Source organism: Rhizobium sp. N324 (assembly GCF_001664485.1).
Classification (GTDB): Bacteria; Pseudomonadota; Alphaproteobacteria; order Rhizobiales; family Rhizobiaceae; genus Rhizobium.
Map to the genome: position 1 here is coordinate 70,081 of NZ_CP013634.1, position 16,629 is coordinate 86,709.

Annotated in this window: 17 protein-coding genes; 11 read left to right on the top strand and 6 right to left on the bottom strand. The window is 62.6% G+C overall.

Annotated features, from left to right (window positions below; all coding sequences use genetic code 11):
- Positions 1–29: 29 nt before the first annotated feature.
- The gene (locus AMK05_RS27885; RefSeq protein ID WP_064843005.1) at positions 30–908 is read right to left on the bottom strand and encodes an FkbM family methyltransferase; all 879 of its coding nucleotides are present in this window, start codon (positions 906–908) and stop codon (positions 30–32) included.
- Positions 908–2,626, bottom strand: coding sequence for an adenylate/guanylate cyclase domain-containing protein (locus AMK05_RS27890; protein WP_064843007.1), 1,719 nt, complete (start codon positions 2,624–2,626; stop codon positions 908–910). Before AMK05_RS27890 ends, AMK05_RS27885 begins: the two co-directional genes overlap by 1 nt.
- Before the next feature lie 180 nt (positions 2,627–2,806).
- Between AMK05_RS27890 and AMK05_RS27895 the strand changes: the two genes are divergently transcribed.
- Positions 2,807–3,901, top strand: coding sequence for a glycosyltransferase family 4 protein (locus tag AMK05_RS27895; protein ID WP_064843009.1), 1,095 nt, complete (start codon positions 2,807–2,809; stop codon positions 3,899–3,901).
- On the top strand, positions 3,898–4,650 hold the full coding sequence (locus AMK05_RS27900; RefSeq protein WP_064843012.1) for a polysaccharide deacetylase family protein: 753 nt from the start codon (positions 3,898–3,900) through the stop codon (positions 4,648–4,650). The genes AMK05_RS27895 and AMK05_RS27900 overlap by 4 nt, the downstream gene beginning before the upstream one ends.
- 33 nt (positions 4,651–4,683) lie before the next feature.
- Here the strand turns inward: AMK05_RS27900 and AMK05_RS27905 are convergent, their stop codons facing one another.
- The 3 genes from AMK05_RS27905 to AMK05_RS27915 all read right to left on the bottom strand — a co-directional run bounded on the left by AMK05_RS27905 (position 4,684) and on the right by AMK05_RS27915 (position 6,877).
- Positions 4,684–5,580, bottom strand: a complete 897-nt coding sequence (locus tag AMK05_RS27905) for an alpha/beta fold hydrolase (RefSeq protein WP_064843014.1) — start codon at positions 5,578–5,580, stop codon at positions 4,684–4,686.
- Positions 5,577–5,951 carry a GFA family protein gene (locus AMK05_RS27910; protein WP_064843018.1) on the bottom strand — a complete coding sequence of 125 codons (375 nt, stop codon included), beginning with the start codon at positions 5,949–5,951 and terminating at the stop codon, positions 5,577–5,579. The genes AMK05_RS27905 and AMK05_RS27910 overlap by 4 nt, the downstream gene beginning before the upstream one ends.
- Positions 5,952–6,046: 95 nt before the next feature.
- The gene (locus AMK05_RS27915) at positions 6,047–6,877 is read right to left on the bottom strand and encodes an MBL fold metallo-hydrolase (protein WP_064843020.1); all 831 of its coding nucleotides are present in this window, start codon (positions 6,875–6,877) and stop codon (positions 6,047–6,049) included.
- Positions 6,878–7,380: 503 nt separating this feature from the next.
- Here AMK05_RS27915 and AMK05_RS27920 point away from each other — a divergent pair.
- A complete protein-coding gene (locus tag AMK05_RS27920) occupies positions 7,381–8,049 on the top strand; it encodes a GntR family transcriptional regulator (RefSeq protein WP_064843022.1) in 669 nt (222 codons plus the stop codon).
- Positions 8,050–8,108: 59 nt separating this feature from the next.
- Positions 8,109–8,783, top strand: a complete 675-nt coding sequence (locus AMK05_RS27925; RefSeq protein ID WP_064843024.1) for a GntR family transcriptional regulator — start codon at positions 8,109–8,111, stop codon at positions 8,781–8,783.
- On the opposite strand, the gene AMK05_RS27930 is transcribed toward AMK05_RS27925, so the two are convergent.
- On the bottom strand, positions 8,784–10,679 hold the full coding sequence (locus AMK05_RS27930; RefSeq protein WP_064843026.1) for a bifunctional sugar phosphate isomerase/epimerase/4-hydroxyphenylpyruvate dioxygenase family protein: 1,896 nt from the start codon (positions 10,677–10,679) through the stop codon (positions 8,784–8,786).
- Positions 10,680–10,899: 220 nt separating this feature from the next.
- Here AMK05_RS27930 and AMK05_RS27935 point away from each other — a divergent pair, with 220 nt between their 5' ends.
- The 7 genes from AMK05_RS27935 to AMK05_RS27965 all read left to right on the top strand — a co-directional run bounded on the left by AMK05_RS27935 (position 10,900) and on the right by AMK05_RS27965 (position 16,583).
- Complete coding sequence (locus AMK05_RS27935) at positions 10,900–11,730, top strand: transporter substrate-binding domain-containing protein (RefSeq protein WP_064843029.1); 831 nt, start codon at positions 10,900–10,902, stop codon at positions 11,728–11,730.
- Positions 11,731–12,053: 323 nt separating this feature from the next.
- Positions 12,054–12,503 (top strand): type II 3-dehydroquinate dehydratase, encoded by a 450-nt coding sequence (gene aroQ, locus AMK05_RS27940; protein WP_064843031.1) that lies wholly within the window; start codon positions 12,054–12,056, stop codon positions 12,501–12,503.
- Positions 12,500–13,168, top strand: a complete 669-nt coding sequence (locus AMK05_RS27945; RefSeq protein ID WP_064843033.1) for an amino acid ABC transporter permease — start codon at positions 12,500–12,502, stop codon at positions 13,166–13,168. The genes aroQ and AMK05_RS27945 overlap by 4 nt, the downstream gene beginning before the upstream one ends.
- A gap of 10 nt (positions 13,169–13,178) precedes the next feature.
- Complete coding sequence (locus AMK05_RS27950; protein ID WP_064843035.1) at positions 13,179–13,820, top strand: amino acid ABC transporter permease; 642 nt, start codon at positions 13,179–13,181, stop codon at positions 13,818–13,820.
- Positions 13,821–13,873: 53 nt separating this feature from the next.
- On the top strand, positions 13,874–14,638 hold the full coding sequence (locus AMK05_RS27955) for an amino acid ABC transporter ATP-binding protein (RefSeq protein WP_064843038.1): 765 nt from the start codon (positions 13,874–13,876) through the stop codon (positions 14,636–14,638).
- Between the two features lie 42 nt (positions 14,639–14,680).
- A complete protein-coding gene (locus AMK05_RS27960; RefSeq protein ID WP_064843040.1) occupies positions 14,681–15,748 on the top strand; it encodes a Gfo/Idh/MocA family protein in 1,068 nt (355 codons plus the stop codon).
- Between the two features lie 4 nt (positions 15,749–15,752).
- Positions 15,753–16,583: a shikimate dehydrogenase family protein gene (locus AMK05_RS27965; RefSeq protein ID WP_064843042.1), complete on the top strand. Its 831-nt coding sequence runs from the start codon at positions 15,753–15,755 to the stop codon at positions 16,581–16,583.
- Positions 16,584–16,629: the final 46 nt, after the last annotated feature.

Consider the following 16,629-nt stretch of genomic DNA (forward strand, 5'->3'; position numbering starts at 1 on the left):
GGCGCAGACGGGAGGCTCCGAAGCCGCCTCTACGGCAGAAACAGCACGTTATACTGATCAAACTCCCCCGGCAGATCCCGCACCTTCATCTCCTCCTCGCGGTCCTCGAAGAGCACGAGGCAGTCCTCGTAGAAGCCGGCAAGCGTTGAGATGAAGGCTTTTGTCCCCTCTGGACCGTAGAACAGAGGCGTGAATTCCATATGCAGCGGCACGCGGCGGGAAAGCAGGGGCTGCATCGAGCGGCAGGCGATCGGCTCGTAGCCTTCGATATCCATCCAGACGAGACCGATTGCTTCAGGGTCGATCGACAGGCCGGCGAGAATTGCGGACACCGGCTTCACCGGCACGCTGATCTTCTTGTCGGTCGGGCTCTGGCGGATGGCGCTGCTCTTGCCGTGATTGTTGCGGTTCAGGAAGAAGTCGATCTCGCCTTCGCGCTCGCCGGCGGCGCAGTTGACGAGGCGGACCTTTTCCTCCAGCCGGTTCTGACGGATGTTGAGGGCAAGCAGCGGGAAGTTGCGCGGGTCCGGCTCGATGCTGACGACCCTGGCATAGGTACCGCTCAAGGCGAAATAGACGGTCTGGGTGCCGATATTGCCGCCGATCTCCAGCAGCGTCGCATCCTTTCGGAGCAGGCCGCGCTCGCGCAGGATGGCGATCAGCCGGTCGACCGCGTCGCGTTCGAAATGGCCCTTCCGGAAGACCTTGCGGCCGATGTAATCCGAAGGCGAAAAGGTCATCAGATGGTCGCCGGCATCGACCGTCATCGAGACGACGCGCGGGCCGATATTTTCGATCAGCAGCCGGCGGCCGAAGCGGGTGTCGAAGAAGCGGGAGGCCGCGGCATTGCGCGCCTTGCGCAGCCGGCGGCTCCAATATTTGGTGGTCAGCCAGGGTGTGCCGGGCATCAGTCTTTTCCTTCGAGCGGTTCTGCCGCTTTCTCTCTCGGAATGACGTAGACTTTCAAGGGTAGCGCCCGGCCGCGCACGCTGATGTCACGGCTTTCGATGCCGGAAAGATCGGCGCCGGAAAGCGTCGCCACCGGCTCGGAGATAACGATCGCCGCTTCGAATTCCTTGGCCGCGCTTTCCAGCCGGCTTGCGACATTCACCGTATCGCCGATCGCCGTCATGCTGCGCACCCGGCCGTAGCCCATCGTGCCGACGACGGCCGGGCCGGTATGAATGCCGATCGCGATGCGCAGCGGCAGCGCCAATTCCTCGGCGAGTTCGGCGGCGAGTTTCTCGATCTCGGCGACGATCGCGGCAGCCGCGTTGAGCGCCTGGCGGCAGGCTTCCTCCGGCGCGGTGTTGAGGCCGAACAGCGCCATGGCGCCGTCGCCGATGAACTTGTCCAGCCGCCCGCCCGCCTGCTCCACCGCCTTGCCGATGATGGCGAAATAGCGGTTCAGCAGGAAGACGACGTCGAAGGGCAGGCGTGTTTCCGTCAGCGTGGTGAAATGGCGGATGTCGACGAAGAGCACGGCGATCTCGCGCTCGCGGCCGGGGCTGGTCTCCTGGCTGTTGACGGGAAGGGCGGCCTCGAGCGCCGGCACCAGCAGCGGCGCCACCGCGACATCGCGGTTCGGGCGCAGCTGGCAGGCGAGCCGCACATCGGGGCCGGCATTGATGCGCCTCAGCGTCGTCTGTTCCATCTTGTCTGGGGTCGGCAGGTTCTCGTAATCGCCGAGGATCTGCACACGGCAGGTGGAGCACTGGCCCTTGCCGCCGCAGACGGAATAATGCGGCAGACCGCCGAGCCGGCTTGCCTCAAGCACCGAGAAGCCGCGCGGCACGCGGATCACCTCGCCGCCCGGATAATGCACGGCGACCTGATCGAGGCGCTCCTTCAGCTTGCGCCGGGCGCGGGCGGCGACGACGATCAGCAACGAAGCCGAGAAAGCCCCGTAGAGCCCGGCGCGGATCGTCGAGACCTGACGGTGCACTTCCGGGTTCGAGGCGTAACGGGCGTTGACCGTTGCCTTATAGGGGCTGTTGGCGATTGCCTGCTGGTAGGAAGGGTCGGCCAGCGTCCGGCCCATTTCGACGAAGCCTAGCAGCGAGAGCACTGGCACGAGGATCGCCAGCGCCAGCAGCAGCGGCGCCAGGCCCGGATACCAGGGGCGGTAGCGCAGCCAGAAATGCAGGCCGATGCAGCCGTGGATCCAGACGGCGACGAGACCGGCGGCCTGCCGCAATCCGTTGGCCGGCGCCCTGATCCACAGCGTTCCGACGACAGTCTCGTAGTCGTCGATATAGCCGTAGAGTTCATGGGCGATACGCGTGCCGATGACATGATCGATGAGCAGAAGCGGGATCAGCAGGCCGAGCACGATCTGCGCCATTTCGCCCTTTGGCATGACCAGACTGCGGCGCATATAGATGGCGCGCAGCACCAGCGCCATGTGGATCAGAACCGACGAATAGAAAATGGCGGTGCCCAGAGGATTGCGCCAGATCGCCATGAACAGCCGGGCGGCCTTATCGGCGGCGGAGACTGAAATCAGGCCGATCGCATGGTTCGACAAATGCAGCAGGACGAAGATGAAAATGACGAGGCCGGAACCGAGCCTTGCCCTTCTGATCGTACGCTCCGAAAAAATCCCTGTGGCCGAGACCGTCGTCATTCATTCCCGTTCTTGTCGATGCAACCGCAGGCTCATAGAAATTGAGAAAGAGGCGGAATTGCTTCCATCGCGATCACATTCCATATGCTTATGCGCAAGTTTTAGGGAAATGGACAATAGCGGAGTTTCGCCGCCGGCCATGCCGGTTGGAAACACAGTGTCTTCATATGAGGGTTATGCATGCGGGTGGCTTTCTACGCGCCGATGAAATCGCCGAACCATCCGGTGCCGTCAGGCGACCGGCTGATGGCGCGGCTGTTGATCAAGGCGCTGGAGCTTGCCGGGCATGAGGTCGAGGTCGCCTCCGAATTCCGCACCTATGCCGCGACACCGGAAGCGGCAGCCACGCTCGAACCGGCGATCGATGCCGAGCTGCAGCGGCTGCGGGAAAAATGGGCATCAGTGCCTCCACCTCATCTCTGGTTTTGCTACCACCCCTATTACAAATCGCCCGATCCGCTCGGGCCGGTGATTTCCGCCGAATTCGCCATTCCCTATGTCACCGCCGAAGCCTCCTATGCGGCCAAACGTGACAGCACCGGCTGGGCAGGCGTGCAGAAACGCGTGGGCGAGGCGATCCTGCAGGCGGCGGTTAATATCAGCTTCACCGAGCGCGACCAGGCGGGCCTTTCGGCCGCCTTTCCGCAGGCGCGGCTTGCCGGCCTCAAACCCTTCATCGGCACGGCGCTGTTCGAGGCGGTGTCGCCGGCGCCCGATCCGCAGCGCTTGATGGTGGTGGCGATGATGCGGGCCGGCGACAAGATGGAGAGTTATGCGATGCTCGCAGAAGCGCTGCGGCTGATCGAAGACCGGCCCTGGACGCTTGCCGTCATCGGCGATGGCCCGATGCGGCACGAAGTGGAGGCGCTGTTTTCTGCCTTTCCCGCCGGCCGCATCGAATGGCTGGGCGAGCGGGATGCGGCCGAAATCGCCGGCCTGCTCGGGCGCGGCGGCATCTATGTCTGGCCGGGCTGCGGCGAGGCTTACGGCCTTGCCTATCTCGAAGCCCAGGCCGCCGGCCTGCCTGTCGTCGCGCAGGAAACGGCAGGGGTCCCTTCGGTGGTCGAGGCCGGGGTGACCGGCCTGCTGACGCGGGATGGCGATGTCGCCGCCTATGCCGCGGCCGTGGCTGCCCTGCTGGACGATGGGGAGAGGCGCGACGCCATGGGCCAGGCGGCGCGCCGCTTCGTGCTCGGCGAGCGCTCGCTGGCGATGGCGGCCGAGCGGCTGGACGGAATTTTGCGAGCCAATGCGGCAACAGGAGTAAGGCGATGACCGACATGACGAGCTGGGAGCCGCTGCGCCGTGAGCTCGACCGCTGGCAGGCCGCCGGCCGTGTGGCCCGCTTGTGGCTGCGCGACGACGATGCGATCGAGCCGACGCCTGATCTGGAGCGGCTGCTGGCGTTAAGCGGCGAAAGCAAGGTGCCCCTGACGCTGGCCGTCATTCCTGGCCTGACGGGCGAGGCATTGGCGGCTCGGCTGGCGGCAGAGGCCGGCGTTACGGTTGCCGTGCATGGCTGGTCGCATAGCAACCATGCGGGGCCGGAGCGGAAGAAGCAGGAGCTCGGCAGTGACCGGCCGGCGGAGATCGTGCTCGGCGAGCTGGGTGACGGGTTCCGGCTGCTGCAGCGGCTCCATCCGGCCCGTTTCCTGCCGGTGCTGGTGCCGCCGTGGAACCGGATCGACGCCACCCTCATCCCGGCGCTGCCGGATCTCGGCTTCGCAGCGCTTTCGGTCTATGGGCGGGCAAAGCAGGGCGGGCCGATACCACTTCTCAACACCCATGTCGACATCATCGACTGGCACGGCACGCGCGGCGGGCGGAGCGAGGCGGATCTGGTGGCCGAGTTGGTGGCGGAATTGCGCGACCGGTTTGCCGGCAGCGACGAGCCGATCGGCGTGCTCGCCCACCATCTGGTGCACGACGCCGCCGCCTGGGATTTCCTGTCGGCCTTGTTTGCCGCAACGGGACGGCATCCCGCCGTCCACTGGTCGGCGGCATCGGCACTTCTCAAGCCGTGAGGCTTGCCGGTCGATGGCCGATCAGTTGGCCGATCAACTGGGATGAACGCGCCCGAGGAAATCTCGCATCAGTGCGGTGACCTCATCGAGATGCGTCTCGAGCAGCCAGTGGCCGCCGCCGAGCAGATGCAGTTCGGCATCCGGCAGATCGTGGAGATAGGCGCGCGCCGATTGTTCCGGCATGTAGTGGTCGTTGGGACCCCAGACGATCAAGGCCGGAGGCCGGTTTTCCCTGAGGTATGTCCGATGCTGCGGAAACCACGCCCGGTTCTCTTTCAGCCCGGCGATCAGATCGATGGCGATTTCCTGGCGCCGCGGCGTCATCAGCGACCAGTGCAGCGTCCAGAGATCCGGCGGGATGGCGGCGGCCAGAGGCGGCGGCAGGTCGTTGAGGAATTCCTCCTTGAAGGTCTCCTTGCTGATCGCCTCGGCCAGCACCTTCCTCATCTCCGATCGCGGCAGCGACCACGTCGCCTCGATATCCGCATATTTCGGCCCGAGCGCATCCTCGTAGGGAATATCGCCGTTCTGGATGATCAGCGCCACGATGCGACTGGGATCTTTGATGGCCAGTCGCGCACCGATGGGCGAGCCGAAATCGTGGAGGTAAAGGGCGAAGCGGTCGATCTCCAGCACGTCGACGAAAGCCTCCAGCCAGGCGGCGTAGCCATCGAAGCTGTAGTCGAAATCGTCGGGCGTGCCGCTATAGCCGGCACCGGGGAAGTCCGGCGCAATCAACCGCCAGCGGTCAGCCAGGCGCGGCATGAGATTGCGGAATTCATAGGAGGAGCAGGGATATCCATGCGGCAGCAGCAAGACAGGCGCATCGCGCCTTCCGGCTTCGCGATAAAACGTCTCGACGCCGGCAACGGTGATCCGGCGATGCTGGACGAGGGCCGCCGTCGGAGCGTCTCCGGCGGCGCCGCTCATCGTCGGTCTTCCTCAAACTGCTCGGCGCCCTCGACCGGCCGCAGCCACGGTTCGCGGCGCTTGATCCAGAGTTCGTAGCGTGGCACCAGGGCCGTCGGTGCCTCGGACAGGATGCCGAGCTTGATTTCCGCCTCTTCGTCATCGACGGAAAACAGCCGCGAACCGCAGCCGGTGCAGAAATGCCGGCCTTGGAACGCGCCGGTTTCCCCCGCATGTTCGAATTGGCCGGCGGGCCAGATCCCATAGAAGGTGAAGGCCGAACCGCTTTCCTTCCTGCAGTCCATGCAATGGCAGATCCCAACGCGGCTGGGCTCGCCGCGAACAGAGAGACGCACCTGCCCGCAAAGGCATTGTCCGGAAAACACGGTCATGGCTGATACCCATTTCGACGATCTTGCGATACGGAGAAAACGGTCCGGCTCGGGATCGGTTCCCCGCTGCAGGCGGCAAAAGCGGCCTGCAGCTGTCAGATCACCACGGTCTGATTGTCGCGGGCGGCAAAGGATTCGGGGAAGGCGGCCTGCGCCTGCACTTCCATCTGCGCCAGCTGTTCGTCGGTGCGCGAGGGGGCGTGGTGGAAGAGGGCGAAGCGTTTGGCGCCGGCAATCTTCGCCAGCTCGGTGCCGTGCTCCCAGGTCGAATGGCCGAAGCCCTTGAAACGTTGCATCTCGTCTTCATTGTAGGTGCAGTCGTAGACGACGAGATCGGCGTCCTTCATCATCTCCAGCGAGACCGGATCGTGGCTGCCGGGGGTATGCTCGATGTCGTAGATCAGAGCGACCGACCGGCCCTGCCATTCGATGCGGTAGCCGATGGCGCCCCCCGGATGGTTGAGCATGAAGGTCTTGATCTCGATGCCCTTGTGTGGCGTCAGCACCTGGCCGGGATGGAAATCGCTGAAATTCATCGTCGCCTGGCAGATGTCGGTTTTAACCGGGAACCAGGGCGGCCTGATGAACTGCTCGACCATTTCGCGTGTGCTCATCTTGCCGTCCAGATGGCCCGACCAGATGTTGACGTTGATCGAGGGATAGTAGATCGCCTTGAAGAAGGGCAGGCCGATGATGTGGTCGTAGTGGCAGTGGCTGAAGAACAGGTCGACGTCGCTGACGCCGTCGGCGAGCAACGACAGGCCGGCCTCGCGCAGGCCGGAGCCCGCATCGAAGATCATCCTGTGTTCTCCGCAGCGAATTTCGATGCAGGAAGTGTTACCGCCGTAGCGGTCGAACTCGGGCCCCGAGACGGGAATACTGCCGCGGACGCCCCAAAATTTTACCTGAAATAGTTCTGTCGTCATCTTTCTTCAAACCGGCCTTCCCGCATCGCCATCGTAAACATAGTTTATCCCGATGCGAAGCAGCAGAATTCCACGGGTTTGCCTGTACCCCCTTGCATTCTCCTAACCGCTAGCGGAAGAAGAAGTAGATTTTCCTAAGCAATCGGCTTTCGCGTCGGAAAGCAACCCGGTATGGTTCGTTTTCGGTAAACGGGCTGCTGGGGCGGGGACATTTTCCCGTAAGTCATGCCTATTAGATGGTTGCGCGCGATTGAAAAAACAATTGCCGTCCGTCCGACCCCCGAATTCAGTGACAAGCCATTCGCGCTGAAAGTCTTTGCGGCAGACTGAACACAGCTGAATATGCCGATGCGGCATGAACGGATTTCTCATCCGCATTTCCATGTCTGGAGAAAACAGCATCCTCTGAGAAAATTGTGCTGGCTTCCGCGCGAATGTTTCCTTGATTGGACTCGCCGAAAAGCGATATATCCGATGATAATGGAAATATAAGAGACTCGGTGATGCTGCAGCCCGTCGTAAACGAGACCATTGCCGAGAGCAGCTACCGGCGCATTCGGGCCGACATTATTTTCGGGCGGCTGGCGCCTGCCCAAAAGCTGAAGCTGGAAAGCCTGAAAGAGTCCTACGAGACCAGCATCAGCACGCTGCGGGAGGTGCTGAACCGGCTCTCCTCCGAGGGGCTTGTCGTCGCCGAGGGACAGAAGGGGTTCGAAGTTTCTCCGGTGTCGGTTGCCGACCTCAAGGAGACGGCAGCGATGAGACTGCTCCTCGAGAGCCATGCCCTGGAGCAGTCGTTCGCGCGTGGAGACGTGGAATGGGAGGCGCCGCTGGTCGCGGCCCATTACAAATTGGCGCGGATGGAGAAGGTCATGGCGTCAGGCGATACCAGCAGGGCCGAGGATTGGAAGCGCTACGACTGGGAATTCCACCAGGCGCTGATTTCCGCCTGCGGATCAAAACTGCTGATGCAGACCCACTCGGTGATCTTCGACAAATATCTGCGATATCAGATGGTCGCCCTGTCCTACCGGGGCGACGTCGCCGCCGAAGAACACCAGCAGCTTTTGGATGCGGCCTTGCGGCGGGATGCGGAGACGGCGAAGCGGGTGCTTGCGTTTCATATCGAAGGCGGGGTGGAACATGCGCTCGCCAAAGGGACGCTGAAATAGCAACGGACGCCTCTTCGAAGGTCAGAACCATCACACCTCTCGGCAAACCAGGAAAAGCCATGCTCAAGCAAGTCCACGATCCGGCCGAAACCGTAAGCGATGTCGTTTTCCGGCAGATCCGCGAGGATATCATATCGGGGGTTTTGCCGCCGGGGGCCAAGATCAAGCTGGAGCAGGCCAAGGAGCGCTACTCCATCGGCATTTCGTCGCTGCGCGAAATTCTGAGCCGCCTGACCACGGAGAACCTCGTCGTCGCCGAAGGGCAGCGTGGTTTCGAAGTCAGCCCGGCCTCGCGGCGGGAACTGCTGGAGCTCGCCGACCTGAGGATCGTTCTTGAAACGCATGCGATCGGCCTCGCATTCGCTGCGGGAAATCTCGAATGGGAGGGGCGCATCGTCGCCGCGCATCATCGGCTGGCCGCCGCCGAGCGCAAGCTGCTGGCAGGCGATATGTCGCGCACGGTCGACTGGGTCCGCTACGATTGGGAGTTCCATCAGGCGATCGTCTCGGCCTGCAATTCGCAGACGCTGATGGCGACCCTGTCGTCGGTCTTCGACCGCTTCCTCCGTTACCATATGCTGGCCGAAAGCTTTCGCGGAAAGCCTGTCGTCGACGACCACCGGCTGTTGTTCGACCTGTCCATTCAACGCGACGTCGTCGGCGCAACCGAGGTGGTCAGGCGGCATGTTCAAAGCGGCGTCGAGCACGTGCTGAAGAGCGGCCGCATTCTCTGACTAATAAGCGTCTTTCGGAATTCCTTCCGGGCGCATCTGTTTTTTCAGCGCGGCGATGCGGAAAATTGCATTCGGGGCGCCATAGCCGCGATAGCCGCGGCGCTCGACGATCTCGAAAAAGAAACCCTCGCCATAAGTGCCGCTGTAGAGCTGGAAATATTCGCCGTGCTCGTCGCGGTCATAGAGGATGTTCTCCGCTTTCAGCCGCTCGGTCATGACGGGATCGAGCCCGAAGCGGGCTTCGACGTCGTCGTAGTAATTCGGCGAAATATGCAGGGATCTGAAACCGCAGCTGCGAAGTTTTTCGGCGGTTGCAAAGATGTCGCCGGTCGAAAACGCCAGGTGCTGGATGCCGGATCCGAACTTTTCGGCAATGAAATGTCCGGCCAGGGTGCGGCGGTTTTCGGCTCCGTTCATGGTGATGCGCAGCGCCCCCGACTGGTTTTCGACGACCTGGCTGCGCACCACTCCGGCCGGATCGATGATGTCGACCATCGGGGTCTTATGGGTTTCGAAGATCGACGTGTAGAACAGAAGCCAGGTGAGCATTTCATCATAGCCGACCGTCTGGGCGACGTGATCGACGCGAATAAGGCCGGCAGACGCCGCGCCGGTGTCGTCGGCGACCGGGTGAAAGTCGATTTCGGAAAAGCGGCCGAGAGCGCTCTTGTCGTCGATCAGATAGACGATGCCGCCGCCGACGCCGCGAATGGCCGGCAGTTCGAGTTCGCCGGCCGCGACAGGCTGGGCGAAGGGCTCGGCATCGAGCGCAAGGGCACGCGCATATGCCTTTGCGGCATCGTCGACGACCAGGGCCATGGCATAGGCAAACGTCCCATGCACGGCATAGGCCGCATTGGCGAAACCCGCCTGATCGACATTGACGAGAATACGGATCTCGCCCTGCTCGAAGAGAGAGACCTTCTTGGTGCGGTGGACGGCGGTCTGTCTGAAACCGAGGGTACGCAGCAAGGCCACCAGCTCGACCTCATCCTGTTCGTCCGTGGCAAACTCCACGAAGCCGACGCCCTTGACGGCAGCCCTTTCCGGCATCGCCGCCCCGGTCATGCTGCCGGTGCCGAGATCGCGGCGCACCTGATCGCCGAGATAGATCAGCGAGCGGTGACCATCGGCGGCGATCGGCCGCGACAGGCCGCCTCGAAACTGATCGTTGAAAATCTCCAGCGAGAAATAGCCGTCATAACCCGTGGCAGCGACGGCTTCGGTAAAGGCCGTGACGGGAAGGTCGCCTTCTCCGGGCATGTTGCGGAAATGGCGGCTCCAATAGAGCAGGTCCATGTCGATCAGCGGCGCATCGGCGAGCTGAACGATGAAGATCTTCTCTTTGGGAATGGAGCGGATCGAATTGACGTCGATCTTGCGCGACAAGGTGTGGAAGCTGTCGAGGATGAGGCCGACATTCGGATGATCGGCGCGCCGCACGATCTCCCAGGCGTCGCGGTGGTCGCTGATATGGCGACCCCAGGCAAGCGCCTCGTAGCCCACCCGCAGTCCGCGCCGGGCGGCACGTTCGCCGAGTTCCCGGAAATCCTCCGCCGCCCGGTCGATGCCGCCGATGGCGGCCGGCGAAACGTTGGAGCATACGAGCACCAGATCCGTTCCGAGCTGCTGCATCACGTCGAACTTCCGTTCGGCGCGATCGAAAGTGCGGCTTCTAAGCGGCTCCGGCATGCCCTCGAAGTCGCGAAACGGCTGGAACAGCGTGATCTCCAGGCCATGGTCGCGCACCAGTTTTCCAACATCGGCCGGGCTTCCGTCGAAGGCCAGGAAATCGTTTTCGAAGATTTCGACGCCGTCGAAGCCCGCTCGGGCGATCGCCTCGAGCTTCTCCGGCAGTTCGCCGCTGATCGTCACAGTCGCAATCGAGGTCTTCATGTCAAAGCCCTTTCGGCATTCACCGCCAGCTGCGAAAAATCGCTCTCACCTATTATCGCTAATCTCTTGAGGAATTCAAATAGATTGATGCATTATAAAATCTCATATGATTTTCAAAAACTCTGTTGATTTGCACGTTCGTCTCTGGCAATCATTCTTCCCACAGTCAAAAGGTGAGGTGGCTGTCCGGTCGAACGACCGCCAAAGAGGAGGAAACATAATGTTCAAATCTATGCTGACGCGCCGCAAGGCGATGCTCGGAGCCGCGGCCCTGGCGGCTGCCGTTACCTTGGCGCAGCCGGCCGCGGCCATCACGCCGGACGAAATCAAGGCTCGCGGTAAGATCATCGTCGGAATTCAGGGCGACAACCCGCCTTGGGGCTTTGTGACCAGCGGCGGCAAGCAGGACGGCCTCGACGCCGACATCGCGACGCTGTTCGCCAAGGAACTGGGCGTTTCCGTCGAGTTCGTGCCGCTCGAAGTCAACAACCGCATTCCGGCGCTGACGGCGGGGCGCGTCGACGTTCTGTTCGCGACCATGGCAATGCTGCCGGATCGCGCCAAGGCCGTGCAGTTCAGCAAGCCCTATGTTGCCAATGCCATCGTCCTGATCGGTCCCAAATCGGCGGAGATCAAGACGAATGCCGATATGGCCAAGTTCAGCGTCGGCGTCGCCAAGGGTGCAGCGCAGGATACGCAGGTGACGAAGAACGCGCCTGAAGGCACGACGATCCGGCGCTATGACGGAGACGCTGCCAGCGTCCAGGCCCTGGTCTCCGGCCAGGTCGATACGCTGGGCGGCAACATCTTCTACATGGACAGGGTGAACAAGGCGCGCCCGGGCGAATTCGAAAACAAGCTTGAATTCCAGAAACTCTACAACGGCGCATGCACGCGTCTCGGCGAGAAGGAAATCAATGCGGCGCTGAATAGCTTCATCGACAAGATCAAGACAAACGGCGATCTCAAGGCCGTCTACGACAAGTGGATGAAGGTCCCGGTCCCGGAATTCCCGGAAAAGCTGGAAGGCATTCCGTTCGCGGCGAACTGAGCAAGCATTGGTTCGCGTCGGTGGCTGCCGATTGCCCCTCACCCTAACCCTCTCCCCGTAAGGACGGGGAGAGGGGACGTACCCCACGAGATGTTGGCGAGGGACGGAGAGGTTGCCGCATACCCCCTTCTCCCCGCGAGCGGGGGTCCGAAGGACGGGTCGAGACCCGTGGCTCGACCCCGGTCGGTGGCGGCAGCCGGATGAGGGGCAAGCGGCGATCTCCTAGCGCGGGAATTTGACGTCCAGAGAAAGACCGAAATGAAGGCGGGCGTGCCAATGCCCGTCCACGCAACCGCCATGCCCCAGGCCCTGAGGTGCGCGACATGACCAGAACCATTTTTGTGCTCAACGGCCCGAACCTCAACCTGCTGGGTGAGCGCGAGCCCGCCGTCTACGGCTCGACGACGCTCGCCGATATCAGGGAGAAGTGCCTGGCGAAGGCTGAGAGCCTCGGCTTTGCCATCGACTTCCGCCAGACCAATTTCGAGGGCGAGTTGGTGGAAAGCGTGCATCAGGCCCGCAAACAGGCCTGCGGCATCATCATCAATCCCGCCGGCTATACCTTCACCTCGATCGCCCTTCTCGATGCGCTGAAGATGTTCGACCCGCCGAAGATCGAGCTGCATATCTCGAATGTTCATGCGCGCGAAAGCATCTACCACAATTCGCTGATCTCGCGCGTCGCCACCGCCATCATGATCGGTTTCGGCGCCCGCGGTTATGAGCTTGCCATCGAAGCAATGGCCGACATGGCGGGAGCAGCGAAAGCATGAATTACAAGCTGGATTTCACCCCTGTCATCGATGGGCTGCCGAGCCTTCTGCTCGGCTGCCTCGGGACCTTCCTGCTGGCCATTTGCGGGATGCTGCTGGCCATCGTCATCGGGATCGGCGGCGTTGCCCTACGCGACTCCGCGCTCAAACCCCTGCGGGGGCTGGTCATCGCCTTCGTCGAGCTGATCCGCAACACGCCGTTCCTGGTGCAGATCTTCTTCATCTATTTCGCGCTTCCGCTCGCCGGCATCCGGCTGGATCCGACGCCGACGGCGATCATCGCGCTCGGCATCAACGGCGGCGCCTACGCGATCGAGATCATTCGCGGCGGCGTCCAGTCGATCCCGAAGGGGCAGATGGAAGCCGGCCTGGCGCTTGGCCTGCACAAGGCCCAGGTCTTCCGGCTGATCATCCTCAAGCCGGCGCTGCGGGCGATCTATCCGTCCCTCACCAGCCAGTTCGTGCTGTTGACGCTGACCACCAGCATTGCCTCGGCGATCTCGGCCTATGAGCTGACCTCCGTTTCGCAGCGCATCGAATCGGAGAGCTTCCGCAGTTTCGAGGTCTACTTCACGGTCACGCTTTTCTATTTCGTGATTTCCTGGGTGATGATGCGCCTGTTTGCGGCGTTTTCGGCCCGCTACTTCAAATATCCCGTCAAGTAGGAGGAATTCCATGGGTCACGACGAGTTCGTCTTCCTCCTGATCGGCCTGAAATGGACCGTGGTCCTGTCCGCCGTCGGCTTTGTCTGCGGCTGCATCGCCGGGCTCGGCGTCGCTCTCGCCCGCGTCTCGGGCAACCCGCTTTTGGAACGCCTGACCGCCGGCTATATCGCCGTCTTCCAGGGAACGCCGCTTCTGATGCAGCTTTTCGTCGTCTATTACGGCCTGGCCCTGCTCGGACTGATGCTCGATGCCTGGGTGGCTGTCGCCATCGGCCTGACGCTGCATGCCAGCGCCTATCTCGGCGAGATCTGGCGCGGATCGATCGAAGCGGTTCCGCGCGGCCAGACGGAAGCGGCAAAGGCGCTCAGCCTCCGTTACATCTCCCGCATGAGAGATGTCATCCTGCCGCAGGCGCTGCGCATCTCGCTGCCTGCGACGATCGGCTTCCTCGTGCAACTGATCAAAGGCACCTCGCTTGCCTCGATCGTCGGCTTCACCGAGCTGACTCGGGCCGGCAACATCATCTCCAACCAGATCTTCCAGCCGCTGACGGTCTTCGGCGTCGTCGGCATCCTGTACTTCCTGATGTGCTGCCCGCTGACGATCCTCGGCGCGCGCCTCGAGCGAAAGTTTGCCGCTTCCGCGCGCTGACCGCATCCCCTGTTCTTCGATGCGGCCCTGCCGCCAATATTGGAGCTCTACCGATGACCAGTCCCATTCCCGCCCAGGCCGCGGAAACCATGATCACCATGGCGCAGGTGGAAAAGTGGTACGGCTCGTTTCAAGCCCTTCACGATATCAACATGACGGTGCGCAGCGGCGAGAGGATCGTCCTGTGCGGGCCTTCCGGCAGCGGAAAATCGACGCTCATTCGCTGTATCAACCATCTCGAGACCTACCAGAAGGGCGAGATCCGGGTTGGCGGCATCGTTCTCAGCGACCAGGCCAAGACCATCGACGCCATCCGCCGGGAGGTCGGCATGGTCTTCCAGCAGTTCAATCTGTTTCCGCATCTGACCGTGCTGCAGAACTGCATGCTGGCGCCGATGAAGGGGATCGGCGTCGGCAGGGCGGAGGCTGAGGACCGGGCGCGCGGGCTGCTCGAGCGGGTCAAGATCCTGGAACAGGCCGACAAATATCCGGTCCAGCTCTCGGGTGGCCAGCAGCAGCGCGTCGCCATCGCGCGCGCGCTCTGCATGCGGCCGAAAGTGATGCTGTTCGACGAGCCGACCTCGGCACTCGACCCGGAGATGGTCAAGGAGGTGCTGGATACGATGATCGCGCTGGCCGACGAGGGCATGACGATGATCTGCGTCACCCACGAGATGGGCTTTGCCCGCCAGGTCGCCGATCGGGTGATCTTCATGGCCAGCGGCGCGATCGTCGAGGAAGCCCCGCCCGCCGAATTCTTCACCAACCCGCGGCACGAGCGCACCAGAAAGTTTCTCGGAGAAATCCTGCGGAAATAAGCGGTCTCAGGGCCGATGCCTCGTCCAATTGCGGAGCCGAACATGAAGCCATTGAAGATTGCAGTCATGGGAGCCGGCCTGATCGGCAGACGCCATGCCGAGCGCGTCATATGCGAGCCCGGAACCGTTCTCTCCGCCGTGATCGATCCGTCTGCGGCCGGCCGCGACTTTGCCCGCAATGCCGGCATCCGATGCCACGCCTCCTTCCGGGACATCCCTGGCGAGGACCGGCCGGACGGCGTCATCGTGGCAACGCCGAACCAGCTGCACGTCGAGAATGCCATGGAGATTATCGCCGCCGGCATTCCCGTTCTCATCGAAAAACCGATCGCCGATGACGTCGACGCTGCCGCAACGCTGGTGACAGCCGGCGAGAGGGCGGGGATACCGCTCCTCGTCGGCCATCACCGCCGCCACAACCCGATGATCCAGGCGGCCAAACAGATCGTCGACGGCGGCAGGCTCGGCCGGATCGTGGCGGTGCACGGCACCTTCTGGGTCGCCAAGCCTGATGACTATTTCGACATCCCGTGGCGGCGGGAGGCCGGCGCCGGCCCGATCTTCGTCAACCTGATCCATGATGTCGACCTGTTCCGATTTCTGTTCGGCGAGGTCGAGGCCGTGCATGCGATGGAATCGCACGCCGTGCGCCAATCCGCCGTCGAGGATAGTTCAGTCGTCTCGTTGCGGTTCGCAAACGGCGTTCTTGCGACGCTCACCGGCAGCGATGCGGTGGCCGCACCCTGGAGCTGGGAGGCGACCACCGGCGAAAACCCGGCATATCCCCGCTATCCCAAACATTGCTATCAGATCGGCGGCACGAAGGGCTCGCTCGGCATTCCCGATCTGACGCTTTGGACGAGCACCGCCGAGCCGGATTGGCTGGCGCCGCTTGCCGAGGAGCGCGTGGCTTGCGAAGCCGCCGATCCGCTTTGCCGTCAGCTCAGCCATTTTTGCGATGTCATTCGCGGTGAAGCAGCACCGCTCGTCAGCGGGCGGGAGGGCCTTGCCACCCTCAGGGTCGTCGAAGCGATCAAAAGATCGGCGCGCTCGGGGCAGATGATCCACCTCTCTGACGCCGGCGTCTCTGCCGATCCCCAGAAAGTCTAGCCACATGATCACCGGGACGACCAAACTCATTGCGCACCTCGGTTATCCCACCGAGTCATTCAAGGCGCCTCTGATCTACAATCCGTATTTCGAGAAAAACGGCATCGATGCGGTCGTCGTGCCGATGGGCTGCATGCCGGAGGATTATCCGGCATTCCTGAAACTTGTCTTCCGGCTCTCCAATATTCACGGTGCGCTCATCACCATGCCGCACAAGATTGCGACGATGGCGCTGCTCGACGAAACCTCGACCAACGCCAAAGTCGCGGGCTCGTGCAATGCGGTGCGTCTTGCTTCGAACGGCAGGCTGATCGGCGATATGTTCGACGGCGAAGGCTTTGTGCGGGGTGTTCTGCGCAAGGGCAAGAAGGTCGAGGGCGCAAAGGCGCTGGTGGTCGGCGCCGGCGGCGTCGGCTCGGCGATCGCGGCATCCCTAGCGAAGGCGGGCGTCGCCCATCTCGCGCTCTTCGACGCCAACGAGACGACCGCCTCCGCGCTGCTCGACCGGTTGAAGACATATTATCCGCATTTGCGGGTGACGGTCGGCTCGCTCGACCCGACAGGCTTCGACATCGTCGTCAACGCAACACCGCTTGGAATGCGGCGGGGTGACCCTCTGCCGATCGACGTCGACCGCATCTCCCCATCGACCTTCGTCGGCGAGGTGGTGATGAGCAAGGAGATCACCCCTTTCCTGGAGGCGGCCCGGGCCCGCGGCTGCGCCTTTCAGGTCGGCACGGATATGCTGTTCGAACAGATCCCCGCCTATCTCGAATTCTTCGAATTCCCGACAACGACGGCCGACAATTTGCGGGCAATCGCCAAGCTCGGTTGATGACTGGAGCTGGAGTTGTTCAGGATCGCGCGATTGCAATGACGCG